At 63.9% G+C, this 24,430-nt stretch carries 9 protein-coding genes and 1 tRNA gene; 8 read left to right on the plus strand and 2 right to left on the minus strand.

Features of this window, described 5'->3' with window-relative positions:
- The first annotated feature begins 217 nt into the window (after positions 1 to 217).
- The 4 genes from ABZX02_RS15325 to ABZX02_RS15340 all read left to right on the plus strand — a co-directional run bounded on the left by ABZX02_RS15325 (position 218) and on the right by ABZX02_RS15340 (position 14,733).
- A tRNA-Ala gene (locus ABZX02_RS15325) sits at positions 218 to 290 on the plus strand.
- Positions 291 to 1,487: 1,197 nt separating this feature from the next.
- Complete coding sequence (locus ABZX02_RS15330; protein ID WP_355298521.1) at positions 1,488 to 7,691, plus strand: protein kinase; 6,204 nt, start codon at positions 1,488 to 1,490, stop codon at positions 7,689 to 7,691.
- Positions 7,688 to 10,606, plus strand: coding sequence for a DEAD/DEAH box helicase (locus ABZX02_RS15335; RefSeq protein ID WP_355298523.1), 2,919 nt, complete (start codon positions 7,688 to 7,690; stop codon positions 10,604 to 10,606). Before ABZX02_RS15330 ends, ABZX02_RS15335 begins: the two co-directional genes overlap by 4 nt.
- Before the next feature lie 68 nt (positions 10,607 to 10,674).
- A complete protein-coding gene (locus ABZX02_RS15340; RefSeq protein WP_355298525.1) occupies positions 10,675 to 14,733 on the plus strand; it encodes a DNA methyltransferase in 4,059 nt (1,352 codons plus the stop codon).
- A gap of 184 nt (positions 14,734 to 14,917) precedes the next feature.
- Here ABZX02_RS15340 and ABZX02_RS15345 read toward each other — a convergent pair whose 3' ends face one another.
- On the minus strand, positions 14,918 to 15,112 hold the full coding sequence (locus ABZX02_RS15345) for a DUF397 domain-containing protein (RefSeq protein WP_355298527.1): 195 nt from the start codon (positions 15,110 to 15,112) through the stop codon (positions 14,918 to 14,920).
- Between the two features lie 263 nt (positions 15,113 to 15,375).
- On the opposite strand from ABZX02_RS15345, the gene ABZX02_RS15350 reads away from it, so the two are divergent.
- Positions 15,376 to 15,645 (plus strand): hypothetical protein, encoded by a 270-nt coding sequence (locus tag ABZX02_RS15350; protein WP_355298528.1) that lies wholly within the window; start codon positions 15,376 to 15,378, stop codon positions 15,643 to 15,645.
- 55 nt (positions 15,646 to 15,700) lie between these two features.
- Positions 15,701 to 16,147, plus strand: coding sequence for a hypothetical protein (locus ABZX02_RS15355; protein WP_355298530.1), 447 nt, complete (start codon positions 15,701 to 15,703; stop codon positions 16,145 to 16,147).
- 19 nt (positions 16,148 to 16,166) lie between these two features.
- On the opposite strand, the gene ABZX02_RS15360 is transcribed toward ABZX02_RS15355, so the two are convergent.
- A complete protein-coding gene (locus tag ABZX02_RS15360; RefSeq protein ID WP_355298532.1) occupies positions 16,167 to 18,020 on the minus strand; it encodes a hypothetical protein in 1,854 nt (617 codons plus the stop codon).
- 386 nt (positions 18,021 to 18,406) lie between these two features.
- Between ABZX02_RS15360 and ABZX02_RS15365 the strand changes: the two genes are divergently transcribed.
- Together ABZX02_RS15365 and ABZX02_RS15370 are read left to right on the plus strand one after the other, a co-directional pair.
- Positions 18,407 to 20,542, plus strand: coding sequence for an N-6 DNA methylase (locus ABZX02_RS15365; RefSeq protein WP_355298534.1), 2,136 nt, complete (start codon positions 18,407 to 18,409; stop codon positions 20,540 to 20,542).
- A 94-nt stretch (positions 20,543 to 20,636) separates the two neighbouring features.
- Complete coding sequence (locus tag ABZX02_RS15370; RefSeq protein WP_355298536.1) at positions 20,637 to 24,422, plus strand: AAA family ATPase; 3,786 nt, start codon at positions 20,637 to 20,639, stop codon at positions 24,420 to 24,422.
- The last annotated feature ends 8 nt before the right edge of the window (positions 24,423 to 24,430 follow it).

The raw sequence follows: 24,430 nt of genomic DNA on the forward strand, positions 1-24,430 counted from the left end.
CCACGCGCCGCGTACCCCTTTCGGTACGTGGCGCGTGTCACGTCCGGGTGTGGGTCGTGATGATCAGGGATTTCGTGTCGCGTGCGGTGGGTGGCACCCGGTCCGACCAGGCCGGATGGGGTTGGGGGACCCCCGATTTTTATCTTGTGGCAGGGGTGTTGTACGGTATAGCCACACGAGAACGACGGGGAAACCCGCCGGGAACGTGGACCTTCAAGGGGCTGTGGCGCAGCTGGTAGCGCATCACACTGGCAGTGTGAGGGTCAGGGGTTCGAGTCCCCTCAGCTCCACAATTTAATGGCTGTATCGAGTCGCCCGTGACCTGCGTAAACCAGGTTCGCGGGCGATCTTGTTTTGTTTGTCCAGCGTGGACATTGCGCACCCAACTGGAGCAAAACTGGAGCAAGGGTCGCCAGTGCGGCGAAACAGGGTCAACGACCTGCTCCAGGAACGTATCATCCATCTGGGTGAAACCTGGCAGCCGCCTGTGGATGTCACGAGGGTATGTCCGTGACTGTCGCTGTCATGTTCCTGCAGGCTGGAGGCCGAGCTGCGCTCGGCCTGGTCGATGTGACGAGAACGGTGTGTCGCCAGCGGCCTTTCGGCGTGGCTGCCCGAGCCTGCGGCAGGGGTGACGCCGACTCCGCGACCCTCCACCTCCTGTGGGGATTGCAATGGCGATACCGTTGATGGTGTCGCGACGGGTTCAGGGGACCTCGTAGTTTGTCCATTTTGGATGGTGGTGCGCATGGTCGGCGCAGACCAGGGCAAGGGGTGTGCGCCCGAGAACGGTGCCAGTCTTCCCCTTGGGGCTTATGGTCCGTATGGGTGAAACTGAGGGCGCCTGTCGGTGGTGGGTTGAGTGGTTCTTTCGGCTCGTCAACGTTGGCGCATAGGGCCCGCCGGTTGAGGAAGTATCGTCTGCGCGCTCTGGGATTTGACGTACTTCACCCCGTGCTTACGGGTGTTTGGGGCGACCGGGCGAGTCCGATCTTCCGCGCTTTAGTCGACGTCGAGTGTGTAGGTGCGCGCAGGGCTACGCAAACCTGCATGTTCAGCATCGATGCTCTCGTTGGGGCGTTACTCGACGTGAGGGCGGCTTGGTTGTGTCTGCACTGGCGTTCGCTTGCTGAGGCGCGTACAGCATCCAACTGGTTATCGGCAGGGTTTGCGTGTTGGCGTTGAAGACTCAATCCAGCTTGTGTTGAAAGTGATTCGCTAATCTGAAATTTGTGTGATTGCTGATATTGCACATTGAGGCGCGTCGATCTTTAGGGTAATCAGATGCTGTCACGTCTTGGGCGGCATATCGGTGCGGCCGTTGAGTAACGTTGGTCGGCTGTGTATCGACATCGAAGTCGGAACGCGAGACAGGTCGGCAATATCGCAATACTCTGTTGTACCGCGGGCACGCCGCTGGCATGTGGCGTAGAACCGTGTTGAGCAGCGTGGAGAGAGGGCGAGTAGTGCCAGCTAACCCGGACGTCGTGGCAGAGCGGTTCCGACTGTTGGGGCCCATCGGCACCGGCAACATGGGTGAGGTTCACCGCGCCGAGGACCTGCAGGCGGCGGAGGGCGCTGGCGATCGTGGGGTCGCGGTGAAGCTCATCCTGCGCAGCCGTCTCGGCACTTCGGTCAACCCGGCGTCCGACGCCAAGACAACTCAACGGTTCGGCCGGGAGGTGCGCATTATGCGCAGACTCGACCATCCGAACCTTCCCCGCACTGTCGATGGAGGCGTGGACTCGACGGGGCGCCCGTATCTGGCGATGGAGTTGCTCGACGGGCGGACATTGCGTGACCTCGTGGCTGAACAAGCCCAGCTACCGGTTTCGTGGGTCGCGGCACTGGGCGCCCAGATAGCAGACGGTCTGTCCGCCGCGCACAGCGCAGGCGTCATCCATCGCGACCTCAAGCCCTCCAACGTGATGTTGTTGCGTGGCGGACTGGTCAAGGTCCTCGACTTCGGCATGGGGCGGATCGTCGACGACGTCGACGGGGACAGGGTCACGAGTACTGGTGCCACGGTGGGCACTGCCCGCTACATGGCGCCTGAGCAGTTTCGCGTTTCCGCGGTCACTCAAGCGGCCGATCTGTATGCCCTCGGGTGCGTACTGTTCGAGCTCCTTACTGGAGTGCCACCGTTCCACAGTGAGTCCTCGCATGAGCTCGGGCAGAAGCACATCGAGGAGCCTGCACCGCTTGTGCGGCTGTTGCGATCAGACGTTCCCGAGGAGCTGGCGAGGCTCGTCGAGAGGTTGCTGGCGAAAGACCCAGTCGAACGGCCGGCCGATGCGGTCACCGTTCGCGAGACGTTGTTGCCGTTGGCGGTAGGCGAGGAGGGTGTTCGTGGCTGGGACGTGTTCAACCCTGTCATGCAGCTTGCCGAGGTTCGTGCGGTGGAACCAACTGTCGAAGAGAGCGTTCCTGAGGCTCGGCCGATGGCGACCGGTATGGATGTGTTCGGTGTGCACCGCAAGCTCATCGAGGACTACCGGTCGTTCACCGAGGGTGGGACGATCGTTCGTGATGAACGGATCGCCGACTTCGTCGAGGACGACCTGGACGCGAAGTCGCAGTGGCCAGACCCCTGGTTGTCGCTGAACCCGTTCTTCGCCTCCGGCGGCACCATGTTGGAACTGGTTCGCGAAGGCGTGTTGCACGAGGAGTGCGCGCGGATTTTCCAGGCGCGCAAGACCGAGGGCGGCATGGTCAGCGACGGTCGACCGCTCACGCTGCATCGTCATCAGCGCGAGGCCATCGACATCGCGCAGTCCGGCGAGTCGTACATCCTCACCACCGGCACCGGGTCGGGCAAGTCCCTGTCCTACATCGTGCCGATCGTGGACAAGGTGCTGAAGGACCGGCAGCGAGAAGGCCCCAAGGCTCGTAAGCGGGTCCGCGCGATCATCGTCTATCCGATGAACGCGCTGGCGAACAGCCAGCTCAAGGAGCTCGACAAGTACCTCCTCGACGGATACGGCAAAGGGCGCGAGCCGGTCACTTATGCCCGCTACACCGGCCAGGAGACCGACGAGCGCCGCAAGGACATCCGCGACAATCCGCCGGACATCCTGCTCACGAACTACGTGATGCTGGAGCTGATGCTCACCCGGCCCGACGATCGGCGTTCGCTGATCAAGATGGCCAAGGGGCTCGAGTTCCTCGTTCTCGACGAACTGCACACCTACCGCGGTCGGCAAGGTGCGGATGTGGCTCTGCTCGTCCGCAGGGTGCGCGAAGCATGCCAGGCAGATCGCCTGCAATGCGTGGGCACCTCCGCCACCATGTCCAGCGAGGGAACCGCCGACGAGCAGCGCGCGGTCGTGGCTCGTGTTGCCACCACACTGTTCGGCACGGACATCAGTGCCACGAACATCATCGGTGAGACGCTGGTGCGGGCTACCGGGGAGACCCCCGAGGTGGTGCCGGTCGAGCGGCTTCGGGCGCCTGGTGCTCCTCGTGCCTACGCGGACCTCGTGGCCGATCCGCTGGCGCGCTGGGTCGAGACGCGTTTCGGCGTGATCAAGGACTCGGCAGGTCGTCTGGTCCGGCAGAAGCCCGTCAAAATCGAAGTCGCGGCCGGCGAGCTTGCCCGAGACAGCGGGGTGCCTGAAGACATCTGTGTGACGGCGATTCGCCGCACCCTGGAGGCAGGTGCCGAAGCCCGGCATCCGGTTACCGAACGCCCCTTGTTCGCCTTCCGTCTGCACCAGTTCATTTCCAAGGGCGACACCGTCTACGTCACGCTCGAGGACAAGCTGACGCGCCATCTGACGCGCGACTACCAGCTGGTCCAGCCTGGTTCGGACGGCAAGATCCTGCTGCCGCTGGCCTTCTGCCGTGAGTGTGGTCAGGACTACCTCACTGTGTGGCGGACCGAGAAGGACGGCAGGCCTGTCTACGAGCCTCGTCGGGACACGATCGCTACAGGTGGTCGTACCGGGGACGGCTATCTGTACGTCGACTCCGACCGCCCATGGCCGCGCAAACCCGACGATGCCGTGACCGAACGACGCCTGCCCGAGTCATGGCTCGAGATCGATGATCATGGCGACGAGGTTGTTCGCGACTCCTATCGGAAGCGGCTTCCACGCGCCGTCACCGTGGACCTGTTCGGGAACGAAGGGCGAGGGGAACTGTCCGCAGCCTTTATCCCTGCGCCGTTCCTCTTCTGTCTGCATTGCGGCGTGAGCTACGAGCAGACAAGAGGCAAGGACTTCGCCAAGCTCGCGACCCTCGACCAGGAAGGGCGATCCTCAGCGACCTCCCTGGTCTCGACGTCCATCGTGCGGTCGCTCAAGGAAGCACCAGAGGAGGCACTCGACAAGAAGGCGCGCAAGCTCCTCACCTTTGTCGACAACCGGCAGGATGCATCGCTGCAGGCTGGCCACTTCAACGACTTCGTGCAGATCACCCAGCTGCGCGGAGCCCTGTACCGAGCTGTGGTTGAGTCGAAGGACGGTATCCGTCACGAGGAACTGCCGTCCCGAGTCGCGGAAGCGCTTGGTTTGGAACTGGCCGACTATGCGGGTGGAGCGGATCTACCTCCGTCGCTTGCCCGCAACGCCGCCAAGACCCTCCGAGATGTCATCGCCTTCCGCCTCTACCTGGATCTCGAGCGAGGTTGGCGCATCACCATGCCCAACCTGGAGCAGACCGGCCTGCTGCAGATTCACTACGAGGATCTGGAATGGGTTGCAGACCAGGAAGACCGATGGTCGAAGTGCCAGGCGAGTCTGCGTGACGCCACGCCGGTCCTGCGCACTGAGATCATGCGGGTTCTGCTGGATGAGATGCGCCGCGGTCTGGCCATCGATGTCCAGCACTTCAGGGAAGATTTCGACAACCTTCAGCGGGCCAGCGAAGAACGCCTGATCGATCCTTGGGTTCTGTCGTCGAGTGACCGCCCCAAGGTGGGCACTGCCTATCCACGGCCTTCCCGACCCGGCATGGACCGCTCGGGGATCTTCCTGTCGGGCCGGGGCAAGTTCGGCAAGTATCTGCGGCGGTTGCACTTCAAGGACCTGTCGACCGACGACGCTCAGGACGTCATCGTGGATCTCCTGAAGGTGCTCGCCGGCGCCGGGCTGGTCCAGGAGATCGCTGTGGCGCCGCAGCAGGCGGGCCGCTTCCGGCGGCCAGCGGGATCGACCATCACCGGCTATCGAATCTCGGCAGCGGCACTCGTCTGGCGTGCGGGTACCGGGGAGATCGGCACCCATGACCCGTTGACCCGCACCTACGCCAGCGGTGATGGCCCCAGGGTCAACACCTTCTTTCGCGATCTCTACCGGAGCACCGCTGGAGCTCTCGGCGGTCTCAGCGCCCGAGAGCACACCGCGCAGGTCGATCCGGAGGAGCGCGAGCGGCGTGAGGAAGCGTTCCGCAAGGGCGAGCTCAAGCTGCTCTACTGCTCGCCGACGATGGAACTGGGCGTGGACATCTCCGAGCTGAACGCCGTCATGATGCGCAACGTGCCACCGACGCCTGCGAACTACGCGCAGCGCAGCGGTCGTGCGGGCCGGTCGGGGCAACCTGCCCTCGTCACCACGTACTGCGCCACCGGCAACAGCCATGACCAGTACTACTTCCGCCGTTCGGAGCGGATGGTCGCTGGTGTGGTCGCGCCACCTCGCCTCGACCTCGCGAACGAGGACCTGGTCCGGTCGCACGTCCAGGCCATCTGGCTGGCGGAGTCGGGGCTCAAGCTGGGCCGCGCCATCCCGGAGATCATCGACGTCAGTCATGCCGAGGACGCTCGTACGCCCAACCCGTCACTGTTCCTGCACGAACACGTCGCTGTTGCCCTGCAAGACATCCACGCGCCCGAACGCGCAGCCGCAGCGGCACGGCAGGTGTTCGGCGGGCTGCTGGCCGACTTCGCCGCCACCACGTGGTGGCACGACCAGTGGATCGACGACGCGGTGCGCGCTTCCGCCACACAGTTCAACTCGGCCTTCGATCGCTGGCGCGGGCTGTTCAGGGCAGCACTTGTCGATCAGGCAGAGCAGAACCGCCGAGTACTGGACCACACCCTGTCCGAACGTGACCGCAAGATCGCTTCTGCCCGCCGCAAGGAGGCGGAGACACAGCTCAACCTGCTCAAGAACGAGAGCGTGGACAGCAAATCGGTGCTGTCCGACTTCAACCCCTACCGGTACCTCGCCAGCGAGGGATTCCTCCCCGGTTACTCGTTCCCGCGACTGCCGCTCGCCGCGTACATCCCCATGTCCGGCCGCCGGTTCGGCGATGGTGACTACCTGCAGCGCCCGAGGTTCCTCGCCATCCGGGAGTTCGGACCTGGCGCGCTCATCTACCACGAAGGCGCTCGCTACCAGGTCACCCGGATCCAGCTGCCGCCGGACGCGAGCGGCGACATCGTCACGACCACCGCGAAGCGTTGTGCGGCTTGTGGATACCACCACGACTCAGAGAACAACGACAACCGGTGCGACATGTGTGACGAGCCGTTGGGCGAGTACACGACAGGCCTGCTCCAGTTGCATACTGTCTTTACCCGGCGACGGGAGAGGATCTCCTCGGATGAGGAGGAACGCCGACGCGCGGGCTATCGGTTGGTGACGTCCTACCGGTTCCACGACCACGGCGCGCGTCCTGGTCGCCGGGACGCCATTGTCGCGGACAAGGATGGTTCACTCGCCACAGTGTCCTATGGCGACTCCGCCACCGTGCGCATCACCAACGTCGGTCGCTCGCGTGCCAAGGATGACGAGCCGCCAGGCTTCTGGCTCGATCCCGCGGACGGGCGTTGGATGAACGAACGAGACGCCGCGGATGCGTCGGGTGACTCCAGCGAGATGCCTGTCGTCGACGCTGATGGCAACGAGAAGCGGCGCAGGAAGCGCGTTCAGCCGTACGTCGAGGATCGGCGCAACATCCTGGTGGCGAAGCTCGCCGAGCCGCTCCCGGCGGCGGTGGCGTTGACCTTGATGTACGCGCTGGAACGCGGCATCGAAGCGGCGTTCGAGTTGGAAGACTCCGAACTGACCAGCGAGCTGCTGCCCCCTGACGACGGTCCCCGTGACCGGATGCTGTTCACCGAGGCCGCGGAAGGTGGTGCTGGTGTGCTGCGTCTGATGCAGTCCGAACGGGATGCCTTGAAGCGTGCCGCAAGTGCTGCTCTCGCCATCTGTCACTTCGACACCGATGGCGCCGACCTTGGCGGCCCGCATCCTAACCGGCTGTGCGCACGAGGCTGCTACGAGTGCCTGCTCACCTACGGAAACCAGCTCAACCACGGTGCAATCGACCGTCACTCGGTGCGGGATCTGTTGCTGCGCCTGGCAGATGCGCACGCGCTCACCACAGGCAGCGGTGAGTCACGTTCGGAGCAGTTGGCCAGACTGACCTCTCAGTCGGACTCCAAGCTGGAAGGCCGGCTTATCGCCTGGCTCAAGGAGCGAGGACTGCGGCTGCCTGACGAGGCGCAGACCTTCGTCGCGGACGCGCTGGCCAGGCCCGACTTCGTATACCGGTTGCGTGGTGCCAACGTCGCGGTCTTCGTCGACGGGCCGGTACACGAACACGCGGTGATCGCCGAGCGCGACCGGGAGGCCGAGGAGCGCTTGTACGACAAGGGCTGGGAGGTCGTGCGGTTCCCGCACGACGCCGACTGGGCGACGATCGTCGAACAGAACCAGCGTTACTTCGGGCTCATGAGCGCGTGATCACGAAAGAGATGATGACTTCGATGACGATCGCTTTCACCGCGGGTGACCTTGTCTCCGCTCGCGGGCGTGACTGGGTTGTGCTGCCGGAAAGCGCCGCCGACATGCTCGTTCTGCGTCCCTTGGGTGGTGCCGACGATGACATCGCGGCGGTCTTCCCGGCCTTCGAGGACGTCCACAGCGCCAGGTTTGCGCCACCGTCAGTGGACGACCTCGGCGACGCGCTCGCCGCGGGGCTGCTCCGCTCCGCCCTGCGCATTGGCTTCCGCTCCGGCGCCGGGCCGTTTCGCGCTCTGGCCGGGATCGCCGTCGAGCCCAGGGCATATCAGCTTGTTCCGCTGATGATGGCCCTGCGCCAACAGACGGTCCGGATGCTCATCTCCGATGATGTCGGCATCGGTAAGACGATCGAGGCCGGCCTCATCGCCAGCGAGTTGCTCGCGCAGGGAAGCGCGCAACGACTGGCTGTCCTGTGCGCCCCGGCATTGGCCGAGCAGTGGCAGGACGAGCTGCGCACCAAGTTCGGTATCGACGCGGAGCTGGTGCTGGCGTCCACCGTCGCCAAGCTGGAACGCCGGCTCGACCTTGGACAGTCCCTTTTCGACAAACATCCCAACGTGATCGTCTCCACCGACTTCATCAAGTCCACCCGGCACCGCGACGACTTCGTGCGGCACTGCCCGGACCTGGTGATCGTGGACGAGGCCCACACCTGCGTTGCCGCCGACGAGCGGACCTCCGCCCAGAACCAGCTGCGTTACGAGTTGCTCCAACGCGTCGCCGCCGACGGCGAACGCCACCTGCTCTTGGTGACGGCAACACCGCACAGTGGCAAGGAAAGCGCGTTCCGCAACCTGCTCGGTCTGGTCCGGCCGGAGCTTGCCACCGTGAACCTCGACTCGGACGCCGGCCGAAGGTTGCTCGCCGCGCACTTCGTGCATCGCAAGCGAGCTGACGTGCGTCAGTTCCTCACGAAGAAGGACGGGCTGTCCGACGACAGCCTTCGCGAGGACACCGAGTTTCCCGTGGACCGGGAGTTCAAGGACGAGACCTACTTGTTGTCGCCCGCGTACCGGGCTCTGCTCGAGGACGCCATCGCCTATGCGGGCGAGCGTGTGACGAATGCGCGGGACCGGAGCAAGCGGGACGCCCGCATCGCCTGGTGGTCGGCGATCGCGTTGCTGCGCTCGCTGGTTTCCTCGCCGAGGGCTGCTGCTCAGACCCTGCGCACCCGATCCGCGGCGGCAATAGCCTCCACCGCCGAGGAGGCCGACCGGCTCGGCGCCCCGTTGACCAGCGATGCCTCGGACAACGACGCATTGGAGGGCCTCGACGTCGCGCCAGGTGCGGAGATCGAGGACGCGGGAGCCAGGCTCGCTGAGCTGGCCGACCGAGCCGAACAGCTGGAAGGGCCTGACGAAGATCTCAAACTCGCGAGCTTGGTCAAGCACCTCAAGGCACTCGTCAAGAAGGGCTACCACCCGATCGTCTTCTGCCGCTACATCCCGACTGCCGAGTACGTCGCCGAACATCTGGACGGCAAGCTCGGCAAGAAGACCGTCGTGCGTGCGGTGACCGGAACACTCTCTCCGCAGCAGCGCCTGCAGCGCATTGAGGAACTGGCTGAGGACGCCGGTGACGACCCCGCGGCCCGGCGTGTGCTGGTCGCTACTGACTGCCTCTCCGAGGGCGTGAACCTCCAGCACCACTTCGATGCCGTAGTCCATTACGACCTGGCCTGGAACCCCACGCGGCACGATCAACGCGAGGGCCGCGTCGACCGCTTCGGCCAGAAGCGAGACATCGTCCGGGTCATCACGTTGTACGGCAGCGACAACGGCATCGATGGCAAGGTCCTCGAAGTCCTCATCAAGAAGCATCGGCAGATCTGGAAAACCCTGGGCATCTCGGTTTCTGTGCCTGATGCCACGTCGTCCGGCGTGACGGACGCGATCGTCGAATGGCTGTTGATGCACACCGGGACTCCTCAGCAGGTCGGTTTGTTCGAGCCGGAAGAGCTCAAAAGCAGGACCGCTGCGGTGGAAGCGGAGTGGCAGTCCGCGGAGGAGAGGGAGAAGGCCTCTCGCTCCCGGTTCGCCCAGCGCGCGATCCACATCGATGAGGTTGCCCGCGAGGTGGCCGCGATCCGCGACACCTTGGGGCGCTCCGGTGAGACAACCAGCTTCGTGAGGCAGGCGCTGAGTGGGCTCGAAGCCGTGCTGCGCGATGATGCGGACGGCTTCACCGCCGACCTGAGTGGCACACCGGCCGGACTTCGTGACGTTCTCGCCCCGGTTCTGGGCGGTGACGCTGTCGAACAGCGACGTCCTGTGCCGTTCCGGGCGACGGCCGCGGTGGCACGCGGCGAAGCTGCTCTGGTTCGCACCGATCCGGTGATCAATGCACTCGCGGGGTACGTGCTCAACGCTGCGCTCGACGCCAAGGTCGACGGTCCCCGGCCCGCCCGTCGCTGCGGCGTCATTCGCACACGTGGTGTCGACACCCGAACGACACTGTTGCTGGTTCGCTACCGCTTTCACCTCACATTGCCGTCACGTGCCGGCGAGCGTCAGCTGGTCGCCGAGGACGCGCGGCTGGTCGCATTCCAGGGTTCTCCGAGCAACGCCACCTGGCTCGCGGGAGAGGACGCCCTGCGGCTGGCGGACCTGGCCGCCGACGAGAACACCAACCCGGCCTTCGGTGAAAGCACCATGAAGCGCGCCCTGGAGGGGCTGCCTGCCACCGAAGGACATCTCACGGCCTACGGACAGGAGCTGGCCGCCGAGCTCCTCGCGTCCCACCGCCGGGTTCGCAGTGCCTCTGGCGAAATCGTCCGGGGCATGAGCGTCACGGCACAAAAAGACGCCGACATCCTCGGCATCTACGTCTACCTGCCTGTGTCCGGAGCTGCCTGATGTCCGTTATCGCGCGAAACCAGGTTTTCTCCGCGACCCACACCGTCGGCGGCCTCCTGCCTGTCGACATGCTGAAGCGCATTTCGGAAGGCAAGGACGTCAAGGGCTCCCTGCCGGTCGACTACCGCGTCATCGGCTCGCGCTCGGTGCGTGACGACGCGGAACGCCGCTGGGACTACCTGAAGGCCGTCTGGGCCGAGTTGAGGGAACGGCTTCCCCGTGTTCCGGAACCCGAAACTCCGGCAGATCCCACCGGAGTGGCGATCACGCAGTGGCTGGAGCCACTCTTCGCAGAACTAGGTTTTGGAGAACTGACCTCGCTCGGCACCTCTGGCATCGCCTCCGACGACGGCAGCAAGACCTTCGCGATCAGTCACCGCTGGAACCACGTTCCCGTACACCTGGCCGCGTGGAACACCTTGCTGGACAAGCGGCCCGGCGGCGCGGGCACCGTTCCGCCGCAGTCGCTTGTCCAGGAATGCCTGAACCGCACCGATACCCACCTCTGGGGTGTGGTCAGCAACGGCCGCCAGTTGCGGCTGCTGCGCGACTCCAACGCGCTGGCCACCGCCTCCTACGTCGAGTTCGACCTGGAAGCGATCTTCGACGGTGAACTCTTCAGCGAGTTCGTCCTGCTGTACCGGCTGCTGCACGTCACCCGCTTCAAGGTCGACGAGGGTGGGGCGCCGTCGGCGTGCTGGCTGGAGACGTGGCGGGTCGAGGCCATTGACTCTGGTGTACGGGCATTGCACAACCAACGAAACGGAGTCAAGCAGGCGATCACCAGGCTGGGGACAGGGTTCCTCAAGCATCCCGACAACGGTGAGCTCCGTAGAAATCTGGACGTCCAGGCGTTCCACGGATCGCTGCTGCGCCTCGTCTATCGCTTGATCTTCCTCTTCGTCGCCGAGGAACGGGACCTCCTTCACCTGCCTGAGGCGTCGGCTGAAGCCCGTCGCCGTTATGCGAACTACTTCTCTTCGGCGCGTCTGCGGCACCAGGCAAGCCGCCGCCGGGGTACGTCACACAGCGACCTCTATCAGGCCCTGCACGTCGTTCTTGATGCATTGGGCGACGAGAACGGTCGACCGGAGCTGGGACTGCCAGGTCTCGGCGGGCTTTTCGACGACACCGAAGCTGACGATCCGTTGCGAGGGCTGTCACTGGCCAACGCAGATCTGCTGGACGCTGTGCGCCACCTGTCCCGCGTGCGCGACGGAGACTCCGGCCGGTTGCGGCGGGTGGACTACCGCCACATGGGGGCGGAGGAACTCGGCTCCATCTACGAGTCCTTGCTGGAGCTCGTGCCCAAGCACAGTGCCGTGGACAGGACATTCGAGCTGATCGACCGACTCGGCAACGACCGGAAGAAGACCGGCTCGTACTACACGCCGAGCTCGTTGATCGAGACTCTGCTCGACTCCACTTTGGACCCGGTAATCGACGATGCGCAGAAACGTGGTGAGCAGAAGGCTTCAGCCGCCGGCACGCCCGACCCTGCCGGGCACATCGTCGCCGAGCTGTTGTCGTTGACCGTCTGCGACCCGGCCTGCGGTTCCGGACACTTCCTCGTGGCAGCTGCCCGTCGCATCGCCAAGCGCGTCGCCGCTGTGCGGGAGAACAACCCGGAGCCCACCATCGATGCGGTGCGCCACGCACTGCACGAGGTGATCGCCCGGTGCATATACGGCGTCGACCTCAACCCGATGGCGGTCGAACTCGCCAAGGTCTCGCTGTGGCTGGAGGCGCTGGAGCCTGGTAAGCCGCTTGGTTTTCTGGACGCGCACGTCAAGCACGGCAACGGCCTCATCGGCGCCACCCCGGCCTTGCTGCGCGACGGCATCCCGAACAAGGCCTTCAAGTCGGTCGAAGGCGATGACCCGAAGCACGCCGCCTCCCTGGAGAAGCAGAACGACAAGGAGCGCAAGGGGCAGATCGGGCTGTTCGAGCGGACTGTCGAGACGAAGGTCGCCAACACGTCCTTCGCGGCCGGTCTGCGCCGCATCACCGATGCGCCGTCCGGCAACCTCGCCGAAGTCCACCGGCAGGCCGCTGACTACCAGGAGTGGGAAGCCTCTGCCGAGTACAGCAACGCCCGGCACGTGGCGGACGCGTGGTGCGCGGCGTTCGTGTGGCGCAAGACGAAGGATGCACCAACCGCGATCACGCACGACGTCTTCCTCGCTCTCCAGGATCTGACCGCGACGGCGGCCTCGCAGGCGACCCATGATGAGATCGTTCGGCTCCGCGACGAGTACCGGTTCTTCCACTGGCACCTTGCGTTCCCCGATGTCTTCACCGTGCCCGACGACGGCTCGGGAGTGGATCCGGCCACCGGCTGGGCGGGTGGGTTCTCCTGCGTGCTGGGCAACCCGCCGTGGGATGAAGTCGCTTTTGCGGAGAAGGAATACTTCAGCACAGTTGAACCATCAATAGCGGCTACCGCTGGTGCGGCACGCCGTACCAGAATCGCCGAGTGGCTGGAGGAGAACCCATCGGCGGGTGAGGTTTATCTCGATGAGCGTCGCAAGGTGAAATCAACTTTTCTATTCGCGGGCAGCTCGGGCGCGTTTCCTCTTTGCGGAAAAGGGCTCTCAGTTAAAGGTGTGACAGTTCTGCAGACCGATCATCTATTCGCTGAGCGTTTCGTGTCTATCATGGCACCCGAAGGTCGTGCGGGCGGTATAATCCCTACGTCGATCGCGACGGGTGCTGGGGCTCAGTACCTTTTCGGTGATATTGCTCGGCGTGGCGCCATCTCCGTTCTGTATGATTTTGAGAACCGCAAGCCGCTATTTTTTGGGGTGCACACCAGCTACAAGTTTTGCCTGCTGTCTCTCGTCGGTCGAGCTCTCCGTGAGCCGGCGGCGAGCCTCGCATTCTTCCTTGCGGATGCTGTCGACCTGGACGACGAAGACCGTGTCTTCGAGCTCAGCCCCGAGGAGATATCACTCATCAGCCCGAATACTGGCAGTCTTCCGATCTTTCGGCGTCGACGCGATGCCGATCTTACGGCTGCGGTCTATCATCGTGTTCCGGTTATCTGGACCGGCGGCAAAGGAGACGGAAATCCTTGGCGTGTTGACTTTGTGCCGACGCCGTTCCATCTGACCGACGACTCTGATCTTTTTCGTACGCGAGATCAGCTGGAAGCGGATGGGTGGACGCTAATGGGCAATATCTTCGTTCGAGGTGGCGAGCGGATGCTGCCGCTATATGAAGCGAAGATGATGCACCATTTCGATCATCGCTGGAGCTCCTTCAATGGCACGGGAAACGAAGATCGTAGTCGCTTGTCTATCGCAGAGAAGCGGGATCCATCGATTCTTCCTTATTCGCGGTACTGGGTCCAGGACATTGGATTGATAACGACGACTAGGAAGGGCAAGGAGGTTGAGGTTCCGGGGGTTGCGATGCGTCTGGATGATCTAGGCTGGGATCGTGACTGGCTATGTGGGTGGCGTGACGTCACAAATGCAACAAATGAACGAACTGCGATCCCTGCTTTCTTGCCGCGATCGGCAGTCGGAAATACCTATCCACTGATGTTGGTGCGAGTTTCGCCTGCGCTTACCGCGTGTCTCATTGCGACTCAGAGCTCCCTGATCTTCGACTTCATAGGTCGCCAAAAGGTTGGTGGAATCCACATGGGGCTTATGGTTTGGAAGCAGCTTCCTGTGCCGCCGCCTCGGGCATTGGAGCGCCATTCCGTGTTCATCGCGCTTCGCGTCTTGGAACTTGTTTACACGGCGTATGATATGGCAGGGCTTGCTCGTGATCTCGGCGACTCCGGGCCGCCCTTCCGGTGGGATGAGGAACGACGTGCGCGGATTCGGGCTGAGCTGGATGCGTACTTCTTCCACCTCTATGGAATAGATCGTCCCGATGTGGAATACATTTTGGAGACCTTCCAGTCTGACTCCGGTGGCGGACTCAAGAACAACGAGATTTCGAAGTACGGCAGGTACCGGACCAAGGACTTTGTCCTTGAGGAGTACGACCGTATGGCTCCCGTTGGTGTCGATCTCGACGTCCCACTCATCGACGGCGAGAACTACACGTCGAAGCTCGACCCACCGCCCGGTCATGGTCGTCGCCATCCAGCGGCGGACGGCGGCATGGAATGACGAGCTTCAGGTCTTGCTGCGCCTGACGCATCGGCCGAGCGGTCGGGCTAATTGCCCGCGCGTTGGTTGGTGGGATCCGAATTCGTGCTGATATGTCGGAGACGGGTGCCCGGTCGGCGGAGGACGTCGTCTGGATTGCCGTGGCCCGGCCACCACCTACGGCCGGGCCACGGCGCTCGCGGGTTCAGCGTTCCGAAGTGATCTTGTCGGTCCTCACTGCGTCGACGAGGGCCAGGATCGCGGCCTGGCCTCGGAACAGCAGCGCGGGGCCTGCCGCGTTCTTGCTGTCGCGCACGCCGGATGACGTGGCGTCGTACCCGAGCTCGACGCACATGCCGTTCCCCTCGCTGCGGGAAGGCTTGCGCCAGTTATTGATCATGTTTCATGCTCCAACCTGGTGACGATGGCGCCAATGAGCCGCCGGGATTCGTCTGCACCGAGTGCCACTCCGTGCATATGCCCCATGATTGTCCCGCACTGTTCAATTGCGGTCGGGGTGTCGTAGTAGTGCGCAGACGAGTACGAACTGGTCGGCGCGGAACTGGAGCACGGCCATGATCTGCATGGCACGCAGGCGGACGGCAACGGCGGCTCGGAGGCCGTCACGTTGCGCGCGAAGATCAAGCATCCGCGGCGGACCTCGTGACGTTGCCGATCCGACACAAGCACGGGCTCGTCTGGTACGTCGATCAGATCGCCGCGGGCTACTTCCAGCGGATCGTCCACACCCTCGACTACGACTCGCTCGCGGTCTGCGTGCCACAGGGCGAGGATGTGCCGCCGCTGGTGGTCGTGTTCGCTGCCTGTGGCGCGGCCGCCATCCCGGTCCCGGAGACTGCGCCGCCGCCGCCGACCGGCTGGCGGTACTGCGCCAGCCCGCTCTGCTGGCAGCAGCGAACCTGCGAGCGGTAGGTTCTCGTTGCGGCGTAGTGGACATGCCCGCGCGACGTTGTGTGGGCTATGTGGCGTGCTCGGCTGGGAATACAAGAGGCATGCCACGGGTGAGTTGCACCGCCTGCGGCAGCTCGCGTTCGGCGACGCGGACTTGGCCGTGCGGGGTGTTCATTGCTGCGAAGCGGGAATGTGGCACCTGACAGTGTCGCCGACGTGGCGTGTTGACGGACTGGCCGAGCTGCGACTGCCCCAGCCGCAGAGGCGGCCCCCACACGTCGATGCGCCGGACCGTCAGTCCTATTTGGATGAGATCGTTGCTGTTGTGTTGGACGCGATCCGGGATCAGGGCACCGACCTGGTGATGCCGTCGTTGACAGCGATCTGCGACCGCTATCAAACCGGCAGAGCGTGGACGTGGAGGTTGCGTCGTGCCCTGACCGAGCCGGGCTGGCTGCGGCGTGCCCGGAACGGGTACATCACCCAGGTACCAGGCACGCCGCGACCGTCCATTGGAAACTGATCGTTCCCTCACGTGGCGGCTATTTCGTGCTGCCGATGACGATCAGGTCGCCACCGGCGCCCGCGATCGCCAGGCGGGCCGAGTTGAGGAGCGTGTCCAGCAGGTTGAGGCGCAGTAGATCGCCGCTCTGAGGCTGCCCCGACGGCGCGGTTCTGAGGCGGTCGTGAGTTGGTTCGCTGACGTGTGGCTGAACGATCACGACGCGCATGTCGTTTTTCACGCTGCGGGCGTCGAGCATGTCGAGGAACTCGGAGCGGTCAGATGTCCTCTTGCCGCTGCTCCAGCATGCGGGTTCGGCCAGCGGGCTCGCTGACAGGTGCGCATGCAGCGCCTCGATGTCGTTGAACACGAGGTTCTTGGCTGCCTGGCTTGCGACTTCCTGATACGCGCCGACGGCAATGCCGCGCTTGGGGGTGCTGCTCTTCGCGCCCTTGACGTGGATGACGCTCAGCGTTCCGTCGTTCGCGATGTGCAGGAAGTCCGCGGCCTCGCCTGCCCCGTCGTCACAGATGAGCCAACCGTCGGTGTAGTTGTGGGCGACCCATCCGAAGAGCGATCGGTCGCCGGCGCCACCTGTCGCCGCGTGAATGTCCTGTGCCGATTTCTTCGCCGGCTTCTCCTGCGTGATGTCGTATCCGGCGAAGTCCCGGAACTTCCAGTTGGGGAACGGCACCGTGCCGATCCGGGAGGTCCACATCTGGCCGTCGGTGAAGGTATGTCCAGACGCGTAGTAGACGGTGAGAAGGTTGCCGTCGCCCGCGGCGTCGAGGAAGTTCTGTACGGGCTGGGCGTAGGTAGGTTCGCCTCGCAGGCCGATCTCCAGCCTGAATCCGCCAGGACGAGGACGTGGACTGACGTTCAACTCGCCGCACGTGGCGCCGTCGATCCCGACTTCAAGGATCAGGTTCGGCGAATCGTCCCTGCCGGTGACCCCCGTGATTGCTCCATCCAGCAACTCGGCGGCGACGAGAAGTTCGTCGTCGGCCGCGGAGGAGAGATGATCAGGGTGGTCCGCGGTCACCTCGAACGCTCCGTACACCTCGGACAGGTCGTGCACCCCGCGGGCGAACATCGACAGAGCCGTCGTCGGCGGACTTTCCTCGAGCAGGGCCTTCTCGATCATGACCAGCAGTTCGACGACCGCGGTCGTGAACATCACGAAGTCGACGGATGCCTTGAACCACACCAAAGAACTGCGTGGAGTGGTGCCGACGATGCCGCGTAGAACGAGTCGTTCGGGGTCGTCTGCGAGCTCGGAGCGCGCCGAACCGAGTGCGAACGACGCGTCCTGAAAAGGATCAAGTGTGTCTTGCAGCCGGATGCCGCTCGAGGTTTTGGTGTCGGGTTTTGTGGTCCTGCGGCGGTGGGTGCCGCGCAGCCAGAGCCCTTTGGTCTCTCCCTGGAGAAGGGCGCCCTCCAGCACGGTGGCGGTGACGCGGCGCAGTGGGGGCCGTGGCTGCTTGTCGATCCACTTGAGCAGACGCCGCTGAGTCGGACCGTCGGTGTGCACCGCGAGGAGGCGGCTTCGCCGAAGGGAGACGGTGAGGTCGTTCTTGACGTCTGTGAACTCGAGATCCGCTTTCGACCAGGGAGGCCTGATGCGTTGCTGCCGCACGAAGCCACCGAGTTGATCGAGCCCGATCTCCTCAAGTGTGCGGCTGCCGCCGGGAAGTCCGGTGTGCCCGTCGTCGAAGTCGCCGAGCGCGACGATGGCGGAGTCCCGGCCGTCCTGCTTCCTTCCTGGACGTTGCAGGAACTTGGCAAGTGTGCGGAACGCGGCGGCTGGATCATCCGACGTGCATTCCAGGATCACGACGGAGATGTACGGGCGAAGGGCGCCCCAATGCAGGTCGAACGGGTCGTCGTTCGGCATGGTCAGCGCCTCCGTTCCGCGGTCTGACTGAACTTGGTTGTCTCGTCGGGTCCATCCGGACCTGCGTTACGACCCCAACGGGTCATCACCCGATCGGCCTTCCGGCCCGACCGTGTCGGCGCCGGGGTGCTGACGCGCGGCGGTCGAGGGGTGTCGTTCGGGCCTGTCGGCATCCGCCAGGGGTCGGTCACGGGACTCTCCCGGTCTTGTTCGGTGACTCCTTCTACTGGAGGAGTGTGTGAACTGTATCAGGTGTGGCTGTGAATACTGCCAACCAACGTCTGTGATGCAGTGCCGCAGCATGCTGTTACCGTGGATTTCACGGCAGGGCGCGGTATGATCTATCTGGTGTTTCCACACGTAGATGACGAGATGTGAGGTGTGGCATGACAGCCGGACGGGTGGAGGTGGCTGCCGCGGACATCGCCCGTATCGCCGACGTGAAGCCGACTGCTGTCAGCAACTGGCGCAAGCGGCACGGTGACTTCCCGAAGCCGGTCGGTGGTACTGATCGCAGTCCGCGGTTCGACCTCGCCGAGGTCGAGGCGTGGCTGGCGAAGGAGGGCAAGGCTGGTCAGGTCGCCGCCGCTGAGAAGTTGTGGCAGGCGTTTGAGTCCGCGCGTGAAGTCATGTCGAGTGAAGCCGCCCTCGCACTGACGGGACTTCTGCTGTTTCAGCTGCGCCAGGACCCCGCCAAGGAGGTTCCCGGCGACAAGGCAGGCTTCACCCGCGTCATGGAGCGGGCGAAGCACACCTTCGTCCAGGCACCGGGGGGCGACGTGGGTGGCTTGGGGGAGCTACTCCTCTCGCTTCAGTATGACCTGGGGGCGCGACAGCTCAGCCTGCTCGCGGCCGCCGCCGGCACGGCGGTGGCGGACGGTGCCGCAGCTGCCTTCAACCAGCTCTGTGACCGCTTTCTCGGACAAGGGGCTCGAACCGGCTTCGCCGCCACCCCTCCTGAACTCGCTGATCTCATGATCACCTTGGCGGGAGACGTTTCGGGCACCGTGGTGGATCCGGCGTGTGGTAGCGGAACGTTCCTGCTTTCCGCGGCTGACCGCGGTTGTCGCCGGGTGCAGGGGCAGGATGTGAACCCGGCGATCGCTCTTGTTGCCGCACTTCGCTTGGCGCTCCGCAACACGGACTCGGTCAAGCCTTCGGTCGCATTCGACATCCGTGCGCAGAACTCCTTGCTGCACCCAGGTTTTCCGCGGGGGCGAGCTGCGGCCGTTGTCGGGCACCCGCCCTTCGCGGCGCGGACCTGGGGATACGAGGAGCTCGAAGACGGTGCGGATTGGGAGTATGGCTTCCCGTCGCGCATGGAGTCCGAGCTCGCCTGGGTGCAACGAGCGTTGTCCTACGTCGCTCCTGGCAAGCCGGTTGTCCTACTGCTTCCGCCGGGTGTGGCGTTCCGTAGCTCTGGGCGACGTATTCGGGCCGAGCTGTTGCGGCGTGGTGCGCTCAGAGCCGTCATCTCGCTGCCGACTGGATTTGCCGCTCACTATGCCCTCTCTCTGCAGATCTGGGTGCTGGAGCGCCCGGTCGCAGGCGCGCCGATGCGTGACGAGGTGTTGCTCGTCGACACAGGTGAAGTCATGCGGGTGAGCGAACAAGGTGAGCAGATCCGTGCATTGGTCACTGAACTTTGGTCGGACTTCACGTCGGCGCCGCACGGGTTCGCCGAACGGCCAGGAGTCGCCAGGGCGATCTCGGTCATGACGCTTCTGGACGAGGAAACGGATCTCACTCCGCGGCGCCACCTGCCGTTGCCAGTGCGTCATGACACGTCGGCCACAGCACTGAACTCGGCACGCATGGCCTTCGAGGACGCGCTGCGCGTCGTGAAGCAGGCGGTTCCGCCAATGCCGGATATTCCTGCCCCGGACTCGCCAGGCATGCGGACCGTGACGTTGAACGAGTTGGCGAAGTCAGGTGTTGTGATGCTGCGTCGTCCGCTGTCAACCACTCCACGTACCACTGGTGTGGGATCAGGATCTGCCCGTTACCTCACCTCCCGCGACATTTCCCTCGGTCGCGGGCCGTCGCAAACCGGACCCGTGCCCGATGACGTCCTTGAGAACCCACCAATCCGGCAAGGTGATGTTCTTGTGCCGATGTTCGTGAAGACGCCCATCGCGCGGGTTGCTACAGAGGACGATGCGGGGACGTACCTTGATGTCGGTATCCACCTCATACGCACGAACAGCGACATCCTGAATCCCTGGTACCTGGCCGGCTACCTGTCCAGCACTGACGGTGGGCGTCAAGCCATGTCTGTGACCAGTTCTTCTGGGACCAGCAATCGCATCGAGCCGCGTCGGGTCCGGATTCTCCTTTTGCCGGTTGAGCTGCAGGAAACGTACGGCTCGGCGTTCCGCAGACTGGCGGAGTTCACGAGAACGTTGCGGACCGCGCACGATCTCGGTCGAGAACTTGCCCGCAACTCCGCCGATGCCATCGCCGTCGTTTTGAGCTCTGTGGCTGATGGCGTGGGAGTGCAGGCCTCCTCGTCGAGGCGCTAGGACTCCACCGTCTGGACGACGTGTTGGCTGGAGACGGCGAGAAGTCGGTGCATGATGGTAGAACCTTGGCGTGGCCGGTATTCAGCATTTGTCGATGAGGGTTCCTTGGCGTGACCGTCCGTGGGACCAGTTCGTCTGCGATGACCCGTTGGGCAACTCGTCGTGCACGTTGCTCGCCGCGATTGGCAAGAAGCGCGACGACTCGTTCGAGGCGGTCAACGCCGGTGTCGGAATCGACAGTCTGGACCAGGATCGGTTGCCTTGTCTGAGTGAGCGCGCGACGTTCATGTCCCCGTTGGGTTACACCGTTGTCAAGCAGCACCCATATCGCCACAACCACGCGCTGCGAGGCAAGATCCACGATACGCACATCACGCTTCCGGGATACGCCTTCGAAGCGGTTCCCTTCCGTTGGATGAACCGCGAGTCGTTCGCCCAGGAGGTCGGTCACGACCGGGTTCCATTGTTCAATCAGAGCGCGGAGGACGCCGCCGATGCGGCCCTGAACTACACCCCTCCATGGACGATGGACGGGCTTAACCAACGCGCCATCCTCGACGCCTTTTTTGAGCCCGTTGTCGCGGATGACTCATTGGTCTTCGCCTACTTGAAGCACTCGCCCCTTCAGGAGCAACGCGCCGATCGACTACTGGTTGGTGCTGCCCGGATCACCCGGCTCACTCCACCGCCGATGTGGAACCAGTCAGGAAACCCGCCGTTCAGTTCATCCATGTGGGAAACGATCGTCGAGCATTCCCTCCGCGCCGACATGGCCGAAGGCATCCTGCTGCCATACCAGCAGCTCATCCCATTGATGGACGGCGGCGTTGATGTCGACTCCGCGCTCGCGTGGGCTCCTGAGGGACGCAACGTCGAGTTCTCCTATGTTACGGAGCACCTCTCCGACGACGCCGCCATCGAAGCGCTGAGCTCGCTCCAGTCCGCCGCGGAGGGTATGCGTGACCTGGAGATCGACATCCCTGAAGCTGGACGAGAGTGGCTGCAGGACCAGATCGAACGACTCTGGCAACTTCGCGGCCCTGTCCCCGGCCTGCCGGGGGTCCTGAAAGTGATCGGTGTCCAGCAGCCATTCTTGGCGGCACGAGCGGTGATGGCTGAGTCGGGTGACGACACCGACCCTTGGGATCTCCTTGAGACGGTCTTCGCTGACCCATCGGGAGCGCCGGCGCCGATACGACCGCACATCCAAGCTCTGCAAGCCAGAGTGTGGAAGAAGGTCTCGTCTGAACGCCAGGCTGTGCTTCGCCTGCTCTCAGGTTTCGATATATCCCCAGCCCAGGTGAAGATGCTGCTCGATGGCGACACCGAGGTCGAGACGGCGGCCGAGGATCTCCTGGACAACCCGTACTTTGCGTCGACGTGCACCTACGGCCAACCGGACCATGTGCCATTCACCACCGTTGATCGCGCCATCTTTCCCCCGGCGTATGTGACGTGGAAGCCACCGCTACCTGACATGGTGGAGTTGGAAGGACACCTCGACAGGCGTCGGATCGAGGCCTTGCTGGCAGACGTTCTCGAACGGCAGGGATGGCAAGGCGACACCGTCGTGCCGGGCGGCGAGGTCATCGCGCTGGCGAATGACATTTCGCTCGCCCAGCCGCCCAATCTGACCAACACGATCCTGACTGGCCTTGATTTGGACCACGACGGCATCAGCAAGTGGGAAGACTGGTCACCTCTGACCAGCGTTTTGCTTGTAGAGGGCACCCCTGCGTACAAGCTGAGCCGCTACGAGGACACCTCCTCCGTTATCCGAAACTGGATCAAGACCCAGAAGAGTCGAAGCAGCCTGGGCGTGGTCACAGACGCCAGGCAGGTGCTGGACAACGCGCTCGATCGAAATCAGGACGTCACGGGAACGCTCGACGAACTTGAAGACCGGGCGCGCGACGAGAAGGCTGAGGGCCTCTCGGCCCTTCACGACGCTCCGCTCTCGGTGCTCATCGGTCCAGCGGGAACCGGCAAGACCACCTTGCTACGTGCCCTGGTCGAGTATCCCGGCGTCGCTGTGGGCAGCGTCCTGCTCCTTGCTCCTACCGGCAAGGCCAAGGTCCAGCTCGAAACAAAGGTCAGGTTGCCCGCGAAGACCTTGGCTTCATACCTCAGTGCCACCCGCCGATACGACGGGGAGACCGGTCGGTACCTCGTGTGGGGTGACCAGCAACCACGACACAACTACGGCCTGGTCGTCATCGACGAAGCATCTATGCTCACCGAGGAGATGCTGGCCGCAACCCTCGACTCTCTCTCAGGAGCCAAGCGACTCATCCTTGTGGGAGATCCCCGTCAGCTACCGCCGATCGGAGCGGGCCGCCCCTTCGTCGATCTGGTCAACAAGCTGCGTCCTGATGGGTTTCCGAGTTGGGTTCGGGTCGCGCCGGGCTACGTCGAACTCCAGGTGCCCAGGCGGCAGCTCGCCGATGGAAGCCACGGCACACGACATGACCTCGAGCTGGCAGCCTGGTTCGGCGACAACACGCGAGGTGCCGGCGACGAGGCAATCTGGGCGGAGCTGGCCGCCGACGCTGACCTTCCGACCGTGCGTTACGTGCCTTGGGGCGATCGAACTGCCGTCGAGGCGTTGACCGACGAGCTGAAACACAACCTGGACCTCGATGGCGATCCGGACCCCGCGCGAGCCTTCGCGCTCACGTACGGCGGCACCATCAACGGTTCGTATCTCAACTGGGAGGTCGGCGCGGGGGAACGCGCCGAAGACTGGCAGGTCCTCTCACCGACCCGGTCTCGCGCATTCGGCACGATCGAGCTCAACCGACACCTCAAGCGGACGTACCGTGCAGGTGACACCTCGTGGGCACAGCGAGACAACCGGCGTGGCAACATCCCGAAGCCGATCGGACCCGAGCTGATCGTCCGCGGCGACAAGGTCATGCAGACCACCAACAGGCGTCTGAAGGCATGGCCGAAACAGGACGCGATGAACTATGTCGCGAACGGTGAGATCGGCGTCGCGATCGGCTTCGTGACTCCAGCGAGCAAGGCGCCGAAGTACAAGTTGCGCCTCGAGGTGGAGTTCTCTTCCCAACTCGGATTCCGGTACTCCTACTGGCCGACAGACTCTGAGGACTCGCTGCTGGAGCTCGCATGGGCGGTCACGGTTCACAAGTCCCAGGGATCCGAGTTCGGTACGACCTTCCTAGTCCTCCCCGCTGCGGCGAACGTCTCTCGGGAACTCATGTACACCGCTCTCACCAGGCAGAAGGACAAGGTCGTCATCCTGCATGAGGGGAGCCTCGCCGACCTACGGGAGCTTGCGCAGCCTTGGCGGTCGGAGACGGCCCGACGACTCACGGATCTGTTCGACGCGCCAAACCCTGTGTCGCTTCAGATCCGGGGCACAGCATGTCGCTTCGACCGTAAGCTTCTGCATGTGTCGGCGAACGGCATTCCGATGGCGTCGAAGAACGAGGTCATCATCGCCGGCCTCCTCGATCAACTGGCTCCAGGCCAGTGGCTGTACGAGGAACCCTTCACGGGCGCTGACGGTCGCGTTGTCCTACCTGACTTTACGATCTCTGCCAACGATGGCCGCATGATCTACTGGGAACACGCGGGCATGCTCGACCTCCCCGACTATGCCCGGAAGTGGGAGCTCAAAAAGGCTTGGTACGAGGAAAACGGCATCCTTCCGCACGACGACGGCGGCGGACCGAACGGTTCGCTCATGTGGACCGGCGACCTCAACGGCGTTGATGCGGCGGCATGGTTGACCTTCGCATCACAGGTTCTGGGCGTTACGCCAGCCACGCCATCAGGTTCACCTGCCAACCACGCAGGTCCAGTTCGGCGAGTCGTCAAGCGTGTGGGACGACGGCGTCCGAACGATGAGAGTTGACAACCATC

The organism is Lentzea sp. NPDC003310, assembly GCF_040610935.1.
Taxonomy (GTDB): domain Bacteria; phylum Actinomycetota; class Actinomycetes; order Mycobacteriales; family Pseudonocardiaceae; genus Lentzea.